This is a genomic window from Lentzea sp. NPDC004782, assembly GCF_040609115.1.
Lineage (GTDB): Bacteria > Actinomycetota > Actinomycetes > Mycobacteriales > Pseudonocardiaceae > Lentzea.
In genome coordinates this window covers 18045-35753 of record NZ_JBEXJN010000013.1, presented here as the reverse complement: position 1 = coordinate 35753, position 17709 = coordinate 18045, and the positions used below count along the sequence as shown (strand labels likewise).

The 17709-nt window shown below is 70.7% G+C and carries 15 protein-coding genes; 9 read left to right on the top strand and 6 right to left on the bottom strand.

All coding sequences use genetic code 11. The annotated features are described in order from the left end of the window. Nucleotides 1-327 precede the first annotated feature (327 nt). From ABZV40_RS14480 to ABZV40_RS14455, 6 genes are read left to right on the top strand one after another with little or no spacing between them, the layout of a single operon-like run. Nucleotides 328-2430: a hypothetical protein gene (locus ABZV40_RS14480; protein ID WP_355440245.1), complete on the top strand. Its 2103-nt coding sequence runs from the start codon at nt 328-330 to the stop codon at nt 2428-2430. Next, on the top strand, nt 2427-4481 hold the full coding sequence (locus tag ABZV40_RS14475; protein ID WP_355440242.1) for a hypothetical protein: 2055 nt from the start codon (nt 2427-2429) through the stop codon (nt 4479-4481). Before ABZV40_RS14480 ends, ABZV40_RS14475 begins: the two co-directional genes overlap by 4 nt. Then, nucleotides 4478-5875, top strand: a complete 1398-nt coding sequence (pelF, locus tag ABZV40_RS14470) for a GT4 family glycosyltransferase PelF (protein WP_355440239.1) — start codon at nt 4478-4480, stop codon at nt 5873-5875. Before ABZV40_RS14475 ends, pelF begins: the two co-directional genes overlap by 4 nt. Continuing rightward, nucleotides 5872-7179, top strand: coding sequence for a hypothetical protein (locus ABZV40_RS14465; RefSeq protein ID WP_355440236.1), 1308 nt, complete (start codon nt 5872-5874; stop codon nt 7177-7179). Before pelF ends, ABZV40_RS14465 begins: the two co-directional genes overlap by 4 nt. Before the next feature lie 15 nt (nt 7180-7194). Beyond that, on the top strand, nt 7195-7929 hold the full coding sequence (locus ABZV40_RS14460) for a sugar phosphate nucleotidyltransferase (protein WP_355440233.1): 735 nt from the start codon (nt 7195-7197) through the stop codon (nt 7927-7929). After that, nucleotides 7926-8825 carry an NAD(P)-dependent oxidoreductase gene (locus ABZV40_RS14455; protein WP_355440230.1) on the top strand — a complete coding sequence of 300 codons (900 nt, stop codon included), beginning with the start codon at nt 7926-7928 and terminating at the stop codon, nt 8823-8825. The genes ABZV40_RS14460 and ABZV40_RS14455 overlap by 4 nt, the downstream gene beginning before the upstream one ends. Nucleotides 8826-8890: 65 nt before the next feature. Here the strand turns inward: ABZV40_RS14455 and ABZV40_RS14450 are convergent, their stop codons facing one another. From ABZV40_RS14450 to ABZV40_RS14435, 4 genes are all read right to left on the bottom strand, one after another. After that, nucleotides 8891-9838: an NAD-dependent epimerase/dehydratase family protein gene (locus ABZV40_RS14450; protein ID WP_355440227.1), complete on the bottom strand. Its 948-nt coding sequence runs from the start codon at nt 9836-9838 to the stop codon at nt 8891-8893. Continuing rightward, the gene (locus tag ABZV40_RS14445) at nt 9835-11148 is read right to left on the bottom strand and encodes a nucleotide sugar dehydrogenase (RefSeq protein WP_355440225.1); all 1314 of its coding nucleotides are present in this window, start codon (nt 11146-11148) and stop codon (nt 9835-9837) included. The genes ABZV40_RS14450 and ABZV40_RS14445 overlap by 4 nt, the downstream gene beginning before the upstream one ends. 19 nt (nt 11149-11167) lie before the next feature. Next, nucleotides 11168-11956: an endo alpha-1,4 polygalactosaminidase gene (locus ABZV40_RS14440; RefSeq protein ID WP_355440222.1), complete on the bottom strand. Its 789-nt coding sequence runs from the start codon at nt 11954-11956 to the stop codon at nt 11168-11170. Between the two features lie 217 nt (nt 11957-12173). After that, nucleotides 12174-13427: a response regulator transcription factor gene (locus tag ABZV40_RS14435; RefSeq protein WP_355440219.1), complete on the bottom strand. Its 1254-nt coding sequence runs from the start codon at nt 13425-13427 to the stop codon at nt 12174-12176. Between the two features lie 132 nt (nt 13428-13559). Between ABZV40_RS14435 and ABZV40_RS14430 the strand changes: the two genes are divergently transcribed. Together ABZV40_RS14430 and ABZV40_RS14425 are read left to right on the top strand one after the other, a co-directional pair. Further along, nucleotides 13560-14462, top strand: coding sequence for an NADP-dependent oxidoreductase (locus ABZV40_RS14430; protein ID WP_355440216.1), 903 nt, complete (start codon nt 13560-13562; stop codon nt 14460-14462). Between the two features lie 28 nt (nt 14463-14490). Continuing rightward, complete coding sequence (locus tag ABZV40_RS14425; RefSeq protein WP_355440212.1) at nt 14491-15342, top strand: NAD(P)-dependent oxidoreductase; 852 nt, start codon at nt 14491-14493, stop codon at nt 15340-15342. On the opposite strand, the gene ABZV40_RS14420 is transcribed toward ABZV40_RS14425, so the two are convergent. Next, the gene (locus tag ABZV40_RS14420) at nt 15248-16252 is read right to left on the bottom strand and encodes a polyprenyl synthetase family protein (RefSeq protein WP_355440209.1); all 1005 of its coding nucleotides are present in this window, start codon (nt 16250-16252) and stop codon (nt 15248-15250) included. The two genes, ABZV40_RS14425 and ABZV40_RS14420, sit on opposite strands and share 95 nt — an antisense overlap. A 155-nt stretch (nt 16253-16407) precedes the next feature. Here ABZV40_RS14420 and ABZV40_RS14415 point away from each other — a divergent pair, with 155 nt between their 5' ends. Next, nucleotides 16408-17373 (top strand): aldo/keto reductase, encoded by a 966-nt coding sequence (locus ABZV40_RS14415; RefSeq protein WP_355440206.1) that lies wholly within the window; start codon nt 16408-16410, stop codon nt 17371-17373. Nucleotides 17374-17442: 69 nt separating this feature from the next. Here ABZV40_RS14415 and ABZV40_RS14410 read toward each other — a convergent pair whose 3' ends face one another. Continuing rightward, nucleotides 17443-17598, bottom strand: coding sequence for a hypothetical protein (locus ABZV40_RS14410; protein WP_355440204.1), 156 nt, complete (start codon nt 17596-17598; stop codon nt 17443-17445). Nucleotides 17599-17709 lie beyond the last annotated feature (111 nt).

Genomic DNA, 17709 nt, shown 5'->3' with positions numbered 1-17709 from the left:
AGCAGTGAGGGGCATCCCACCTGCCTATACGTTAGGCCGTTCGGGCCCTAACGTTGCTCCGTGTCTTTGCGGGATATCGCACGAATTGAGGTACCGGCCACCGGGCTTCTCGTCCTATCTTTTCTCTCGCGCCGACCAGGGGAGGTCAAATACGCGCACCCGTCTCCACCGTCGCTCGACGACGGCACCACCGCCACGACGGGATTCACTCACCACACCCGACCGAACTCTGCGCACGTCAGGTCTCCTTCTCGGCGCTTTGCCGTGAAGGCGGTACTGACGCGTGCCCAAATGCCCAGAATCGGCTTTCCGGGGAGGGAAGGCATCATGCTGACATCACGCAGGAAGTGGCTCGCGTCCGTCGTCGCCGCGCTGGTCGCGGCAGCCCTGACCACCGTTTCGGCACCGGCGGAAGCAGCAGGACAGAAGGCGTCTGGTAGCCAGCACAGACACAGCCTGATCCGCGGTGAGGTCGCCCGGCCGCAGCCGCCGGCACCGCCGCGGCTGAAGCCGGTGAACGGACCGATCGCGAGCGTGTCATCGGCGGCGACCGCGGACCGGGTGGCACTGCGACCACTGGTGATCGCCCTCGACTCGGCCGACTTCGGCCTGTCGACGTGGAAGGCCGTGCTCGACCGCATCGGCACGCCGTACGACGTGCTGACCGCGAGCACCGAGCAGCTGACCGCCGGACGGCTGGTGCGGCCCGACGGCAGCGGCCGGTACAGCGCGGTGCTGCTCACCGACAACGCGCTGCTGCAGCCCGACGGCTCCGGCGGCTACGTCAGCGCGTTCGACGCGGCGGAGTGGCAGGCGCTCTGGGCCTACGAGCGCACCTACCGGGTGCGGCAGGTCTCGCTCTACACCTCGTGGGGCACCTTCCCCGAGGACTACTGCCTGCGCCCCGGGGTCGAGGGCAGTGTCGGCGCCGCCGGCCTGGAGGCGGCGCAGACGGCCGCCGGCCGGGGTCTCTTCGACCGCCTGAACCCCGCCACGACCGTGCCCATCACCTACTCCTACGTGTACCGGTCCACGCTCGCGCCCGGATGCGCCGCGCAGCCGGTGCTGACGGCGGACAACTACGTCCTCGGCGTGCTCAGCACCTCCGCCGACGGGCGTGAGCGGGCGGCGTTGACGTTCTCCTCCAACGAGTTCCTGCCGCAGACCGACATGCTCGGCTACGGCCTCGTGCGCTGGGCGACCCGCGGCGTGTTCGCGGGTGAGCAGCGGCACTGGATCAACGCCGACGTCGACGACTGGTTCAACTCCGGCGACCACCTGTACCCGGACGGCCACCTGGAGACCGATCCCGGCTTCCGGCTGAGCGGATCCGATGCCGCGGCGGTCAACACGCAGCAGAACGCGTTGCGCTCCGGCTACCCCACCGCCGCGGGCTTCACCCTGAACCTGCCCTACAACGGGGGCGACCTGACCCCGGCGGCGCCCTCGCAGTGCTCCTCCACCGGCACGCCGGACGCGCTCACCAGCTACTCGAAGTGTCTCGCCGGCTCCTTCCGGTGGGTCAACCACACCCTGACGCATCCGGAGCTGAACTTCACCGACTACGCCACGACCCGGCGGGAGATCCAGGACAACCTCACGGTCGGCAGGCAGGCCGGGCTGACCGTGCCCACCGACGTGCTCAAGACCCCCGCCTACTCCGGGCTCGGGGTGTACAACCCGGACCCGAACGCACCGGACACCGATCCTCCGACCGACTTCGGGCTGTCGGCGTCCAACCCCGCCCTGCTGTCCGCCGCCTGGGACTCGGGTGTCCGCTACCTGCACGGCAACATGTCGTTCGCGAGCCATCGGCCGTCGTGCTTCAACTGCGGCATCCGCCATCCCCTGCGGCCGGGGCTGCTGATCGTGCCGGACTGGCCCACCAACATCGGCTACCAGGTGACCACTCCGGACGAGGAGACGTTGCTCTACAACAGCCTCTACGGCCCGCACGGCCGGTTCCCCTACTACGACCACGACCTGAGCTATCCCGAGCTGCTGAGCTACGAGTCCGAGGTGGCGCTGCAGCACGTGATGAGCGGGTCGGCCTACAGCCACACGCTGCACCAGGACAACCTGCGCCAGTTCTCGTCCGGCCGCAGCCTGACCTTCGACCTGCTGCGCACGGTCGTCGACCGGTACAGCGCCCGGTTCTCGGCGCCGCTGCGCAACCCCGACTGGCCGACGCTCGCCCGCTACGTCGACGCGCGCACCAGCCACTTCGCCGAGATCCGCGCCGGTGGGGACGCGGTGTGGGACAAGAGCACCAACACCGTCACCCGCACCAGCGCCACGACCGGTTCGCTGTTCCTCACCGGCGTGACGCACCCGGCGGGCACCGTCGACCGCTACGGGGCCGACACCATCACCCGCCTGTCGATCACCGCGGGCACCACCGTCGTCGCCACGGCGGTGCCCAGGCCATGACGGTCAAGGTGGTCGCTCCCCTGCTGGCCGCGATCGCGCTCGTCATCACCACGATCACGGTGCTCAGCCCGCCCGGCCCCGGCCGGGCGGGCGGGGCCCCCGACCAGACGCGTCCCGTGCCGTATCCGTTGCCCGTCAAGCGGTTCGTGCCCGTGCGCGCGGATCGGCCCCCGGCGGGCGGCGGGCGGCGCGGCGACGTCGTGGCGTTGCGGCAGCTGGTGATCGCGACCGGCGAGGACGACTTCGGCCTGGCCACCTGGCGGTCGGTGCTGGACACCGTCGGCACGCCCTACGACGTGCTGCGGGCCGGTGCCGAACCGCTGACGCCGGACCGGCTGGTCCGGCCGGACGGCACGGGCCGGTACAACGCGGTGCTGCTGACCAACGGCGCACTGCTGCACGCCAAGCCGGACGGGAGCTACGCGAGCGCGTTCGACCAGGGACAGTGGAACGTCCTGTGGGACTACGAACGTGCTTACGGCGTCCGGCAGGTGTCGCTGAACACCTCCCCCGGCACCGAGCCGGAGGACCTCTGCCTGCGGGCGGGCGGCGAGGGTGAGGTGGGCGGCACCGGGGTCGAGATGGCGCTGTCACCCGACGGCAGCGCCGTCTTCGACCACCTCAGGCCGGACGCGCGCATTCCCCTCACCAGGTCGTACGTGAACTGGGCGAGGCTCGCGCCCGGCTGCGCGGCGCAACCGCTGCTGACCGTCGGTGACGCGGTGGTCGGGGTGAGGAGCCGGTCGGCGGACGGCCGGGAACGCCTCGCGCTGACGTTCTCGACCGGGCCGGAGGACGTGGCCACGCTGCTGCTCGGTCCGGGGCTCGTGCGGTGGGCGACCCGCGGGGTGCTGCTCGGCGAGCAACGGCACTGGTTCACCGTCGACGTCGACGACTGGTTCAACTCCACCGCCCGCAAACGCGTCGACGGCGTCACGGACATGTACCGGCTCAGCGGCGACGACGCCAAGGCCACGAACGCACAGCAACGCGACCTCCGCACGCGATATCCGGTCGCCGCCGATTTCACGCTCACGTTGCCCTACAACGGAAGCAGGTTCAGATCGGACGACACGCTCAGCACCGTCTCCCAGGAGCTGGTCCGGGAGTTCCGCTGGGTCAACCACACCGCGACCCATCCGCAGATGAACCACACGCCCTACGACGTCAACCGGAACGAGATCGCCGAGAACCTCGCGATCGCCGCGGAGGCGGGCCTGCCCGTGCCGGCCGAGGTGCTCAAGACTCCGGAGTACTCGGGACTCGGCGTGTACACCCCTGATCCGAACTCGACCGACACGCCGACCGACTTCGGGCTGAACGGGTCGAACCAGGCGATGCTCGACGCCGCGCACGACCTCGGCGTCAAGTACGTGCAGGGCAACATGTCCTTCGCCGGTCATCGGCCGAAGTGCGTCAACTGCGGGGTGTACCACCCGTTGCGGCCCGAGGTGCTGGTCGTGCCCGACTGGCCGACCAACATCGCCTTCGAGGCCACCACACCCGAGGAGCAGACCGCGCTCTACAACGAGCAGTACGGCCGCAACGGCAAGGCCGCCGACCACCTCGACCACGACCTGACCTACGAACAGGCCACCGACGCCGAGGCCGAGGTCGCGGTGCGCCACCTGATGAGAGGATCGGTGTACGCGCACACGCTGCACCAGGGCAACCTGCGGGAGTACGCGCCGGGCCGGTCCCTCACGTTCGACTGGGTCACCGCCACCGTGGCGAAGTACGCGGCGCTGTACCGGGTTCCGCTGCTCTGCCCGGACTGGCTCACGCTGGCCAGGTACGTGGAGGCCAGGACCGCCCACTTCGCCGAGCTCGCGTCCGGGCAGGACGCGGTGTGGGACCGCGGCACCGGAGCGATCACCTACGTGCCGGGAACGGGCGGCACGCTGTTCCTCACCGGGGTGCAGCAACGTCCGGCGACCGAGGCCGACCGGTCGAGCGCCGACGAGAGCGACACCTACGGCGCGGACACCGTGGCGCGGGTGGGCCTGGCCAAGGGGCAGGCCGTGGTGCTGAAGGCGAGTCCACGGCCATGACCGCACTCGACGTCGCCCTCGTCTCCGAAGGGTGTTACCCGTTCCACCCCGGCGGGGTGAGCCTGTGGTGCGACCAGCTGATCCGCGGCATGCCCGACTTCCGGTTCACCACCGTCGCGCTGACCGTGGACGGCACCGAGCGGCCGTGGTGGCCCTCCCCCGCGAACCTCGCCGAGGTGGTGTCCATGCCGTTGTGGGGTAGACGGCCCCGGCGGGCGCGGCGCAGGCCCGCCGGGTTCGCCCAGGCGCACGAGGACTTCCTGAGGTCGTTCCTGCCCTGCACCGACAGCAGCCCCGAGGCGTTGCTGTCGGCGTTGCACCGGATCTTCGTGCTCGCGCAGACCTCGGACGTGGGCGCGGCGCTGACGTCGGACGACTCGGTGGACAGGCTGATCCGCGCGGTGGCCGACTGCGGTGAGGGGCCGATCTCGTTGCGGGACGCGGTGATCGCGACCGACCTGCTCGAACACTCGCTGCGGCCGTTGTCGTACCCGCCGATCAACGTCGACGTGTGCCATCTGGCGATGAACGGGTTGAGCGCACTGGTCGGCATGGCGGGCAAGTGGGCTTACGGCACACCGATGATGATGTCCGAGCACGGCGTTTACCTGCGCGAACGGTATCTCGGCGCGGTCGGCGAGTCGCTGGCGCTGCCCGCGAAGGTGGTGCTGCTGAGCTTCCACCGCGCACTCGCGGGCGCGGCCTACCGGGCCTGCGACATGCTCACCCCGCACTCGGACTACAACCGGCGCTGGCAGCTGCACAGCGGCGCCGACGCGAGTCGCATGTGGACGATGTACAACGGCATCGACCCGGCGGAGTTCCCGGTGGCGCAGGGAGAACCGGACGTGCCGACGATCGTGTTCGTCGGCCGCATCGACCCGCTGAAGGACCTGCACACGCTGATCAGGGCGTTCGGCGAGGTCCGCCGCGCGCTTCCGGAGGCGCGCCTGCGGGTGTTCGGTCCGGTGCCCGAGGCCAACAAGGGCTACCACGCGAGCTGTGTGCGGTTGATGGACCAGCTCGGGCTGACCGGCAGCGCGGCGTTCGAGGGACTGGTGCCCAGCCAGGTGGACGCCTACCACGCCGGCCACATCGTCGCGCTGACCAGCGTGTCGGAAGGGTTTCCGTTCACCGTCGTCGAGGCGATGTCGACCGGGCGCCCGCCGGTCTGCACCGACGTCGGCGGGGTCAGCGAGGCCGTCGCCGACGCGGGCTTGGTGGTGCCGCCGCGTGACCACGAGGCCGTCGCGCGGGCGTGCGTCACGTTGCTCACCGACAACGGGTTGCGGCGCAGGCTCGGTGGCCTGGCGAGGAAACGGGTGGTCGAACGGTTCACGGTGCAGCGGTGGAACGACAGCTACCGCGAGAGATATGCGGAGCTGACCCGATGATCCTCGACGAGCTGGTGACCCGCGTCGCCGGGCAGCTGCCCGACCCGGTGGACGAGCTGCAGGTGGCGGCGCTGCTGGAAAGCCAGGGCGTCACCGACCAGGTAGCGGTCGACACCTACGGGCGCACGGACGTGTTCGCGCTCGGGCGGCAGGTGTTCGAACGGCTGCCGCGCGGCACCGTCGAGGCCGAGCGCGAGCCGCGGCGAAGCAGCTGGCCGCACGCCGTGCGCGGGCCGTTGTACCTGGCGCCGACGACCGTGTTCCCGGCCGTGGCGGACGTGCTCGGCGGTCCGGCGGCGGTGCGGGCCATGGTGGTCGCCACCGCGGTGAGCTGGGTGTGGGGCTCGGGTGCGAGCGCGGCGGCCCACCAGCTGCTGGCCAGGGGTGCCGGTGCCGCGGCGGCCCGGCTGGCGCGGTGGCTCGGCCTGGCCGGGACGGCGATCGCGGCGGCCGTCGCGACGGTGTCCGGCTGGCAGTCCGCGCTGTTCGTGCTGGCGCTGGCGGGCCTGCAGTTCTCGATCGGAGTGCTCCTGTTCCACCGCAGGGAGATCGTCCTCGTCACCGCGGTGGTGCCGGCGAGCGCGGGCGGAGTGATCCACCTGGTGTGGGAGGCGACCGGGATCGCGCTGGCGCTCGGCGGAGTCACCGTGCTGCTCGCCGCGGCCGGTGCGTGGCGAGCCGGACGCGAGGCTCATGACGCCGACGGGGTGCGCCTGCCAAAAGCAAGCACACTGCTGGGCGCCGCGCTGCCCGGTGCGGTGTACGCGGCGTTGTGCGCGACTTTGTTGCTGTACACGGATTCCCGCTATGTGCTGAGTGCGCTCGACCTGGCCGTGGCCGCCGCGCCCCTGGTGCTCGGCATGGGGGTGGTCGAGTGGCGCGCCCAGCGGTTCTTCGAGCTGGCGTCGGACGAGCTGCGCAGGTGCGCGGTACCGGCGGAGTTCCGGAAAGCGTTGTGGCGCCTGCTCCTGCGGGAGCTGGGCGGGTGTCTGGTGGCACTCGGTTCCGCCGCCGCGGTGCTGCTCGTCGTGCTGCGGGCCGCGGACGTGCTCACGCTGCCCGGCGCGCTGCTCGTCGACGGCCACGTGCTGCTCGGTGGCGCGTTCTTCCTGGGGTTCGTGCTCGTCCGGACCGGGGGCGCGGTGACGGCACCGCTGATCCTGGCCGCGGTTCTGCTGGGCGACGTCGTGGCGGGGCTCGCTGCCGACCCGGTGCCGGTCTTCCTGGTCTGCACCACCGCGTTGTCGTTGTTTCTGCTCGTGGCGCTCCGCGGGAGCGTCGGACAGGTCCGCCACTACCGATGAGGAAGTGATCTCCACATGCATGCGGTGATACTCGCCGGCGGCAGAGGAGTGCGACTGCGGCCGTACACCACGGCGCTGCCCAAACCCCTGGTGCCCATCGGCGAGGAGTACGCGATCCTCGACATCATCCTGCAACAGCTCGGCACGCGGGGCTTCGACCGCGTGACGCTCGCGATCGGCCATCTGGGTTCGCTCATCCGCGCGTTCGTGGGGGACGGATCCCGGTGGCAGCTGAGAGTCGACTACGCGGAGGAGAAAGCGCCGCTGTCGACCATCGGGCCGTTGCTCAACTTCGTCGACCTTCTGCCAGAGCACTTCCTCGTCATGAACGGGGACGTGCTGACCGATCTCGACTACGCGGCACTGATGGAACACCACATCGCCTGCGGCGCACCGCTGACCGTGGCGACCTACCAGCGCAAGGTGAAGATCGACTTCGGCACGCTGTCCTCCGAACACGGCCGGATCGTCAACTTCGTGGAGAAGCCGGAGCTCTCCTACGGCGTGAGCATGGGCGTGTACGCGATGACCCGCAAGACGCTCACCCCGTACCCGCGCAACGTCCCTTTCGGACTCGACGACCTCGTGCTCGACCTGCTCGACCGCGGTGAGGAGCCGGCGGCCTTCGAGTTCGGCGGCTACTGGCTCGACATCGGCAGGCCCGACGACTACGACGAGGCCAACCGGAACTTCGAGCGGCTGCGACCGGTGCTGCTGCCCGGCGCCGCACGGCAGGACGTGCTGTCGTGACCGTGCTGCTGTTCGGCGCGTCCGGCTATCTCGGCCGGGCGGCGGACGAGGCGCTGCGCGAGCGGGGCGCTCGGGTCGTGCGGGTCGGCAGAGCCGTTCCGCCCGACGACGGCTGGGTGCGGCACGACCTCGTGCGCGGCGGCACGGGCGAGCTCGTCGAGCTGCTGCGGGCGGTCGAACCCCGCGTGGTCGTCAACTGCACGGGCCAGCTCGACGGCACCGCGGCCGAGCTGGTCGCCGCCAACGTGACCCCGACAGCGGCCCTCGTCAACGCGATTCCCCAGGCCGTGCCGTCGGCCCGGCTCGTCGCGCTCGGGTCCGCCGCCGAGTACGGACGCGTCCCGCACGGCCTCTCGGTCGCGGAGGACGCGGTGCCGGACCCGGTGTCCGCCTACGGGATCACCAAGCTCGCGAGCACGCTGCTGGTGCGCGACGCGGTGATCGCCGGACGGCTGGACGCGGTGGTGCTGCGGATCTTCAACCCCATCGGCGCCGACCTGCCGGCGGGGACCGTGCTGGGCCGGGCGGCGCAGGCGATGCGGGTGGCGCTGCGGCAGGGTGACGACATCACGCTCGGTCCGCTCGGCGCCTACCGCGACTTCGTCGACGTCGCGGACGTGGCCGACGCGATCGCGGACGCGGCCCTGGCGCCCACCGCGCCGGAACCGGTGCTCAACGTCGGCAGCGGCCGGGCGGTGGCGGTGCGCGACGTGGTGGCGATGCTGGCGTCGGTGGCGGGCTTCCAGGGCCGGGTGATCGAGTCCGGCCCGGCCCAGCCGCGGTCGGGCGCGGTCACGTGGATCGCCGCGGACACGACCCGCGTCCAGCGCTCACTGGGCTGGTCGCCCCACCAGGACCTGGCGTCGTCGGTGCGCGCGGTATGGCAGCACGCCTAGCGCTTGCGATGAAGGGCTCCTTCATCCACCTGGAGTGGATGAAGGAGCCCTTCATCGCGGGCGGTTCAGGAGCGGGCGCGGTACCAGTCGAAGGTGCGGCGGACGCCCTCGTCGAGAGATGTGCGCGGCGCGTACCCGGTGAGGTCGCGCAGCAGGGTGAGGTCGGGGCAGCGGCGGGCGACCGAACCCTGCGGGGCCGGTTCCTTCTCGACGACCGGGGCGTGCCCCGCGATCCTGAGCACGAGCTCGGCCAGTTCACCGATGTTGGTCTCGGCCGTGTCGTCTCCGATGTGGACGATCCGGCCGGCGGCCGCGTCCGTGCCCGTCAGCCGCACCACCGCCTCGACGGCGTCGTCCACGTAGCAGAACGCCCGGTGCTGGTCGATTCCGTAGACGACGAACGGGTCCTCGCGCCGCAACGCCCGCAGGGACAGCTCCGGGATGACGTGGTCCGCGCCCATCCGCGGGCCGTACACGTTGTGGAAGCGCCCGACGACGACGGGCACGCCCTTCGCGCGGCCCGCGTGCACCACCGCGGCCTCGCCGAGCATCTTGCTGACCGCGTAGGCGAACCGGGGTGCGGTGACGTCCTCGACCACGAGCGGCACGGTCTCCGGCGTGGGCACCGGCACGACCCCCATCGAGACCCCGCCCGCGTAGGTCTCGCTGGTGGAGGCGAAGAACAACCGCTGCGGCGCGGTGATCCAGTCCAGCGTGTTGAGCACGACCAGCGTGTTGATCCGCACCACTCGCGCCGGATCGCGTTCGACGTTGCGGACGCCCACCACCGCGGCGAGCAGGTGCACCTGGTCGCAGTCACGGGGCAGCGCGGCGAACGACGCCGGGTCGGTGAGGTCCGCGGAGATCACCGGCACGTCCAGCGCGTCGAGCTCGGGATCGCGCCGGCCGCGCGAGAAGTCGTCCACGACCGTCACGTCGTGCCCGTCGGCGAGCAGCCGCCGGGCGAGGTGCAGGCCGATGAAGCCCGCGCCGCCGAGGAGGAGGTGCTTCATCGTGCCACCGCCGGTTCGTAGCCGAGGCCCGCGTAACGGACCCCGTGCCCGGTCACGCGGCTCTCGTCGAGGACGCGCCACGAGTCGTAGACGAGCCGCACGTTCGAGCCCGGCAGCAACCCGTCGACGTCGAGGGCGCGGTACTCCGGATGATCAGTGATCACCAGCACCGCGTCCGCGGTCGCGAAACCGGTGGCGATGTCGGCGGGTTCGCCGCCGTACTGCCTGATCACGTCGTCGCCGACGAGCGGGTCGTGGCCGAGCACCCGCACGCCGTCGCGCGTGAAGACCGGCATCATCGAGGCGATCGGCGTGCCGCGCATGTCGTCGGTGGGCGGCCAGCCCTTGTACGCCCAGCCGAGCACGAGCAGCCTCTTGCCGTCCGGTTCTCCCATCAGGGCCAGCACGCGTTCCGCGACGTGCGCGGGCAGATCCTCGTTGACCTCGCGGGCGGCCTCGATCAGCGACGGGACGTAGCCGGCCTGACCGGCCGCGGACAGCAGCAGGTACGGGTCCTTCGACAGGCAGCCGCCGCCGACGTAACCGGGCTTCGCGATGTCGGGACGCGGATAGTCCACATTGGTCGCTCTGATCACCTCCAGCGGGTCGAGCCCGAGCCGCTCGGTCAGCCGGGCCACCTCGTTGCCGAACGAGTAGATGACGTCCGTGTGGCAGTTGTTCACGAGCTTGACCAGCTCGGCGGTCTCCAGCCCCGACACCGGCACGAGCTGGGCCGAGAGACCGCCGAACAACGCGAGCCCCCGCCGCAGGCTCTCGTCGTCGAGACCGCCGACCACCTGCGGCAGCTCGACCAGCTCGCGCAGTGCCTGGCCCTGGATCGTGCGTTCGGGTGCCATCACCAGCCGCGCCGACCCCCACGCGTCGAGGAGCTTGGGCAGCACCACCGACCGCGTCGCGCCGACCGGAACGGTGCTGCGCACCACGACCAGCGTGTCCGGCGAGCACCTCTTCGCGATGTGCTCGGCCGCCGCGGCGAGGTTGAGCAGGTACGGGTCGTGCCCGGACTCGCCGACCGGAGTGGAGACGCAGATGATCGCCGCGTCGACCCCGGAGTCCGGCAGGTCGTGCGAGAGGAAGATCCGCCTGCCGACCCACTCCCGGAACACGTCCTCGACGCCCGGTTCGAAGATGTGCGGACGGCCCTTCGCCAGCGTGTCGAGCAGCGCGGGCTGGGTGTCCACGCCGTGCACCTCGTAGCCGCGGCGGGCCAGCGCCGCGGCGAGCGTGAGCCCGACGTACCCCATTCCGATGATGCCCACCTGACGGAATTCCGGTTCTTCGCCTGTCACGATCGACTCCTCCCTGCGATCAGTGGCACGGTGCCGCGATCGTGTCGAGCGCGCGCACCGTCACATATCCTTCGAATCCTTCTTCGCGATAACGACGGCACGCTTCGGCCACGTTCTGCGGGCGAGTCGCGTAGTCCACCGCCAAAATCGTCTTCCCGGCTTCCTTCAGCTTCCGCACGGCCGCGAGGTTCTCCGCGCAGAAGTCCGCGGTGCACGGTTCGTCGGTCGCCCTGAAGAAGAGTTCCTCCATTCCGATTCCGTCGATCGCGTCGACGTAACCGGAATTTTCGCGCAGCTCCGGCGAATTCTGCGGGAAGACGCCGAACGCCGGGTTCGCCCGCTTGACGTGCGCGCTGATCCGCATGATGAGGTCGGTCATGCGGCGCCCGAGCCCGGCCCGATCGGCCGACGGCACGAGCGCGAGGTCGATCTCCTCGTAGGCGAGCGGGGTGTCGAGGTAGACCCCGTCGAAGCCGCTGCTCAGCGCCTGGTCGAGCCGCGGCCGCACGGCCAGCTCCCACCAGCGCGGCTCCCAGTAGCGGACGAAGCGCTCACCCGGCCAGCTCGGCCACTCGTTGAGCAGCAGCCCCTCGTCGCGGACCGCCGCGAAGTCCGGCCGGAACGACTCGATCGAGCCGATCTCGAAGTAGGCGAGCACCCGTTTGCCGGACGCCTTCAGCGCACTGATCTCATCGGCCCGGAAATAGGACGAACCGCCGTCGCGGGCCAGGTCGACGACGGCGATCCGGAACGGCGCGGCGGCCAGCGCGTCGAGCCGCCCGTCCGGATAGCCCTGCAACTGGTACACAAAGCCTCCCGGCCGTCCGGAATCACCCGAACAGCCCTGGGAAACGACAGCGCACGTCATCAGCAAAACGACGAGGAGCGCTCGGAAAAGGCGGCGCGTCACACACCCACAGTACCCACCCGCTTCTCCTCATCAATGCGCCGCCTGGGCTATTCCGAGGAACTGCGGAGAAAGTGGACAAGCCGCGAGGAATATCGCGGTGAATTTGCCCGGGGAACTAACGAACCGCGGTTGCCCCCCACTCGTGGGCGAGCGCGGCCGCCTCACCGCGAGAGGTGACGCCCAGCTTCTCCAGGATCTTCGCCACGTGGAACTTCACCGTGGACTCGCTGATGTGCAGTTCCCCGGCGATCTCGCGGTTGCGGCGGCCGCGGGCGAGCTGACCCAGCACCTCCAGCTCCCGCGCGCCCAGCACGGTCAGCGGATCCTCGCGCGGGGTCTCCGCCGGGCCGAGCGGGATCTCGATCGTCACGGTCGTGCCCCAGCCGGGAACCGCGTCCACCTCCGCCCCTCCGCCGAGCGGGCCCAGGCGTTCCGCGACTCGGCGGACGTCGAGGCTGCCGCACGACAGGGTGCCCGGACCGTCGTCCCGCACGGTCGCCTTCAGCACCGTCCCGGCGACCTTCCAGGCGATGTGCACGCGCCGCACGCCGCGCTGGTCGTCCAGCATCGCGTGCACGGTGGACCTGACCACGGCACTGGCCGTGGACGCGACCTCGGTCGGCAGGCCGCGGTCCGCGCCCTCCTCGGCGCCGGGCGTGCCGAGGTCCAGTCGCACACCGCGGCCGCGCAACACCCGCCGCACCGACTCGGCGAGCCGGTCGAAGGCGCCGCCCGCCCGTTCCTCGGTCAGCGCGCGTTCGAGCTCGGCCCGTGAGCGCAGATCGACCAGCGCGGTCACGGCGAGGTCGACGGCGCGCGAGCGGGCGGTCGTGTCGTCCACGGTGCGGTCGCGCAGGACACCGAGCAACGAGGTCAGCGCGGTGCCGTAGGCGTCGCCCAGGTCGGCGATGGTCGTGGCACGTGCCGCCGCGGCCGCCCTGGACACCGCGAGCGTCGCCGGCACGGCCTCGTTGCGCAGGCCCTCCATGTGCGCGGTCACCAGGTCCCACAGGGCTTGGGCGGGCGCCAGCACCTCGTCGGGCAGCGCGGTGTCGTCGGTGCGCAGGAAGACCAGCAGCGCACTCGGCGCGGTGACCTCGCTGGCCAGGACCACCACCGGGACCTCGACACCGGCCATGACCGCCCGCCCCTGCCAGTTGCCCCGCGCGGGCACGAACGGCCGCAACGCGTCGAGGTCCGCGGTGGTCGGCCCCGGCGACTCGCCGCGGAACTTGAACGGCGCGAACGAGCAGTTGGACAGCTCGGCGACCGCCCGGTGGGGAATCGTCGCGGCAAGCGCCTCGGACAGCCGCGGCAACGTCTCGCCCAGCGGCGCCTGGATCACCTCAACTGCCGTCAGCAGGTCCACGACGTCGAGCGTAGTCCGTCAGGACGAGTCGCCGGCTGGCCTTTCGGCTAGCGCGAACTAGCCGAAGTGCTGGCTCACCCCGACCGGCGTGGTCGCCAGGATTGACACATCGATCAACGACTGGAGTGAGACATGAAGGCGATCACCTACACCGAGTTCGGCGGCCCGGAAGTCCTGCGCCTGGAGGAGGTCGCGGAGCCGCACGCCGGACCCGGACAGATCCGGCTGAAAGTCGTGGCGGCCGCGGTCAACCCGCTGGACTACAAGATCCGCAACGGCTGGATGCCGCACTTCACCTCGCCGTTCCCGGTGACTCCCGGCCTGGAGGCCGCCGGTGTCGTCGACGAGGTCGGCGATGGCGTCACCGGGGTCGCGGTGGGCGACGAGGTACTGGGCTGGACTGTCACGGGCGCGTACGCCGAGTACGCGCTGGCCACCGATTTCGCGCCGAAGCCCGCGGACCTCGGCTGGGACACGGCCGCCGCGTTGCCGGTGGCCGTCGAGACCGCGGTTCGCGTCCTCGACATCCTGGAGATCAAGGACGGCGAAACGCTGCTGCTGCACGGGGCGGCCGGTGTGGTCGGCGCCGTCGCCGTCCAGCTCGCGGTGGCCCGCGGCGCCACGGTCATCGGCACCGCGTCCCCCGGCAACCACGACTACCTGCGTTCCCTCGGCGCCATCCCGGTCGCCTACGGAGACGGCCTCGCCGACCGGGTCCGCGCCGCCGCACCGCAGGGCGTCGACGCGGTGTTCGACGCCGCCGGCCAGGGCGACCTGCCGCTGTCGATCGAACTGCGCGGCGGGACCGACCGGATCGTCACCATCGCCGATCCGCAGGCGGCCGAACTGGGTGTCACGTTCTCCGGCGGCGGCGGTGAGCCGTTCGGTGCCAGGCTGGCCGAGTACGCCCGCCTCGCCGCCGACGGCAAGCTCGCCGTGCGCGTCGCGGAGAGCCTGCCGCTGGCCGAAGCCGGCCGGGCACACGAGCTCAGCGCCACCGGCCACGCCGCGGGGAAGCTCGTCCTGCGCCCGTAGCGGTCATCGTCAGGCAATAATTTGACTCATGACTCAACGTGTCGCGGTGACCGGAGGCAGCGGCAAGCTCGGGCGCGCCGTCGTGGCCGACCTGCTGGAGCACGGCTGGGAGGTCCACAACCTCGACCGGAAGGCTCCGTCCACGCCTCGGGGTGGCGAGTTCACCCAGCTCGACCTGACCGACTACGGCCAGGTCGTGGAGGCGATCAGCGGGATCGACGACCGGTACGACGGGCTGGACGCGGTGGTGCACCTGGCGGCGATCCCCGGTCCTGGCGTGGCGCCCAACGCGAAGACGTTCCACAACAACGTGACGAGCACCTACAACGTGTTCGCCGCGGCACGGCTCGCCAAGGTGCGCAACGTGGTGTGGGCGTCCAGCGAGACGGTGCTCGGGCTGCCGTTCGACACGCCCCCGCCGTACATCCCGGTCGACGAGGAGTACGCGGGGCGGCCGGAGACGTCGTACTCGCTGGGCAAGCTGGTCGACGAGACGCTCGCGCAGCAGTTCTGCCGCTGGGAACCGGAGATGAAGATCATCGGTTTGCGGTTCTCGAACGTGATGGAGCCGCACGACTACGAGCGCTTCCCGTTCGACGCCGACCCGTTCGCGCGCAAGTGGAACCTCTGGTCGTACATCGACGCACGAGACGGTGCTCAGGCCGTGCGCAAAGCGTTGGCGCACAACGCGACGGGCTTCGACGTGTTCATCATCGCGAACGCCGACACGTGCATGACGACGCCGAACGACGAGTTGGTCGCCAAGGTCTATCCGGGCGTGCCGATCAAGAGGGAGTTCGGTCCTCACGAGACGTTGCTGTCGATTGAGAAGGCACGGCGGGTGCTGGGGTTCGAGCCGGTGCACACCTGGCGGTCGTGACCTCCCTGGCGAGCCCGAACAGCTCGTCCGCCGCCCGCGCCCTGGGCCCCGCCTGACGCAGGTGGTGCAGGGCGCGGGCGAGCAGCAGCTCGGCCTGCTGCTCGCACCACTTCCGGCCGCCCGCCCGCTCGACCAGCACGGCCAGCTCCTGTGGTGACGCATCGGTCGCGTAGACGTCCGTACCCGCGTTGATCGCCGCGACCACCGGCAGGGTGCGGCGGCGGTGAGCGAGGTCGTCGTAGAGCGGCCGTCCGCTGACCGGCGCGCCGCCCCAGATGGCCAGGACGTCGTCCACGTGCTTGCGCGCCAGGCCGACGTCGTCGCCGAACTCCCTGAGGTGGCCGGCCTGGCTCCGGCTCGCCCCGGCGGCCAGTGCGCCGAGCTCGCACGCGCACGCCGACAGCGCCGAGTGCTTCGCCGCCGCCACGCCCAGGTGCTCGGCGATGTCGACGTCGTCGCGTTCGTCCATCTCGGCTTCCTGGACATAACCGTCCACAACGGACAGCAGAGCGGCGTTGAGGATCATCACCTCCGGCTTGCCGAGCTGCGCGAAGGAGAGCGTCAGCAGCGCGTCGGCGGCGGAGACGGCCCGGTCGTCGCCGAACTCCACCCACGCGCTCGGCTGGTGGCTCCGGCTCACCGCCCGCGTCATCAGGTCGGCGTGCAGCTGTTCGTGCTGGACGGCGAGTTCGAGCGCGGTCGCGACCTGGATCGCCATGGTGGCGTCACCGATGCAGTCGGCGGCGAGCAACGCGAGCGCGGCCGCCGAGAAGTCCGACCGGTTGTACTCGACGACCTCGCGCGTTTCGTCCGGAAGCGTCGCGATCGCGGCTTTCAGCGGTGCGTCGATCATGGCCCGGCTCCACGCCAGCACGTCCTGCGGCGCCGCGACCACCTCGATGCTCGTCACAGGAGGACGCTAAACCCGCACGTCAGCTGTCACCGCACAGTTGCCACTGTCGTGTTGAAGACGGGCACGATCCGGCGAGCCGGACTAGGTTGATGTTGAACGGGTTGTCGTCGCCGTCACCCGACCGTGATCGTTGCTTTCCTGAGGGGCTGACCGTGCGTTACACCAAGCTCGCCGGCATGGACGTGTCCGAGATCTGCCTCGGCATGATGAGTTACGGAGAACCGTCGCTGGGCAACCACGCGTGGTCGATGCCGGAGGAGGAGTCCCGGCCGTTCATCAAGGCCGCCGTCGAGGCCGGGATCAACTTCTTCGACACCGCCAACGTCTACTCGGCCGGTTCCTCCGAGGAGATCACCGGCCGCGCGCTGCGCGACTTCGCGCGCCGCGAGGAGATCGTGCTCGCCACGAAGGTCCACGGCCGCATGCGCCCCGGCGTGAACGGCGCCGGGCTCTCCCGCAAGGCGATCTTCGCCGAGATCGACAACTCGTTGCAGCGCCTGGGCACCGACTACGTGGACCTGTACCAGATCCACCGCTTCGACGCGTCCGTCCCGCTGGAGGAGACGCTGGAAGCGCTGCACGACGTGGTGAAGTCCGGCAAGGCCCGGTACATCGGCGCGTCGTCCATGTACGCGTGGCAGTTCGCCAAGGCGCTGTTCACGCAGCGCGAGAACGGCTGGACGCGGTTCGTGTCGATGCAGAACCACTACAACCTCCTCTACCGCGAGGAGGAACGCGAGATGCTGCCGTTGTGCGCGGACCAGGGCGTCGCCGTGATCCCGTGGAGCCCGCTGGCCCGCGGCCGCCTGACCCGCGACTGGGACGCCACGACCGCCCGCACCGAGACCGACGAGTTCGGGTCCACTTTGTACGTCGACTCGGACCGAGCGGTCGTCGAGCGGGTGGCCGAGGTCGCGGCCGCCCGTGGCGTGTCACGGGCCCAGGTCGCGCTGGCGTGGCTGCACCGCAACCCGGTGGTCACCGCCCCGATCGTCGGCGTGACCAAGCCCGCGCACCTGGACGACGCGGTGGCGTCGCTGGACGTGGAGCTGACCGACGACGAGGTGCAGCTGCTGGAGTCCGCGTACGAACCGCACCGCATCGCCGGGCACGCCTAGCGTTCGATGAAGGGCTCCTTCATCGACCTGAGGTGGAGGAAGGAGCCCTTCATCGACGTGGAGCGCGCGTCACTTCACCCCGTGCTCTGCGGCGAGCCGGCGGAGGTTGGCGAGGTCGGCACCGTGCGTCTCGGCGGCGTACGTGTCCTGCTGTTCGTTCGCCAGGCGCACGGCTTCCTCGGCCTGCTCGATGCGGGCGAGGAGGTTGTCCCTGAACTCGTTCACGGCACCACAACCTGTCGAGTTGAAGAATTCTTCAACTCGACAGGCTAGCCCTTCGACGAAGACCGTCCCACCACGCTTGAATCCTCCGCAGATGCGGACATAAGCTGCCGT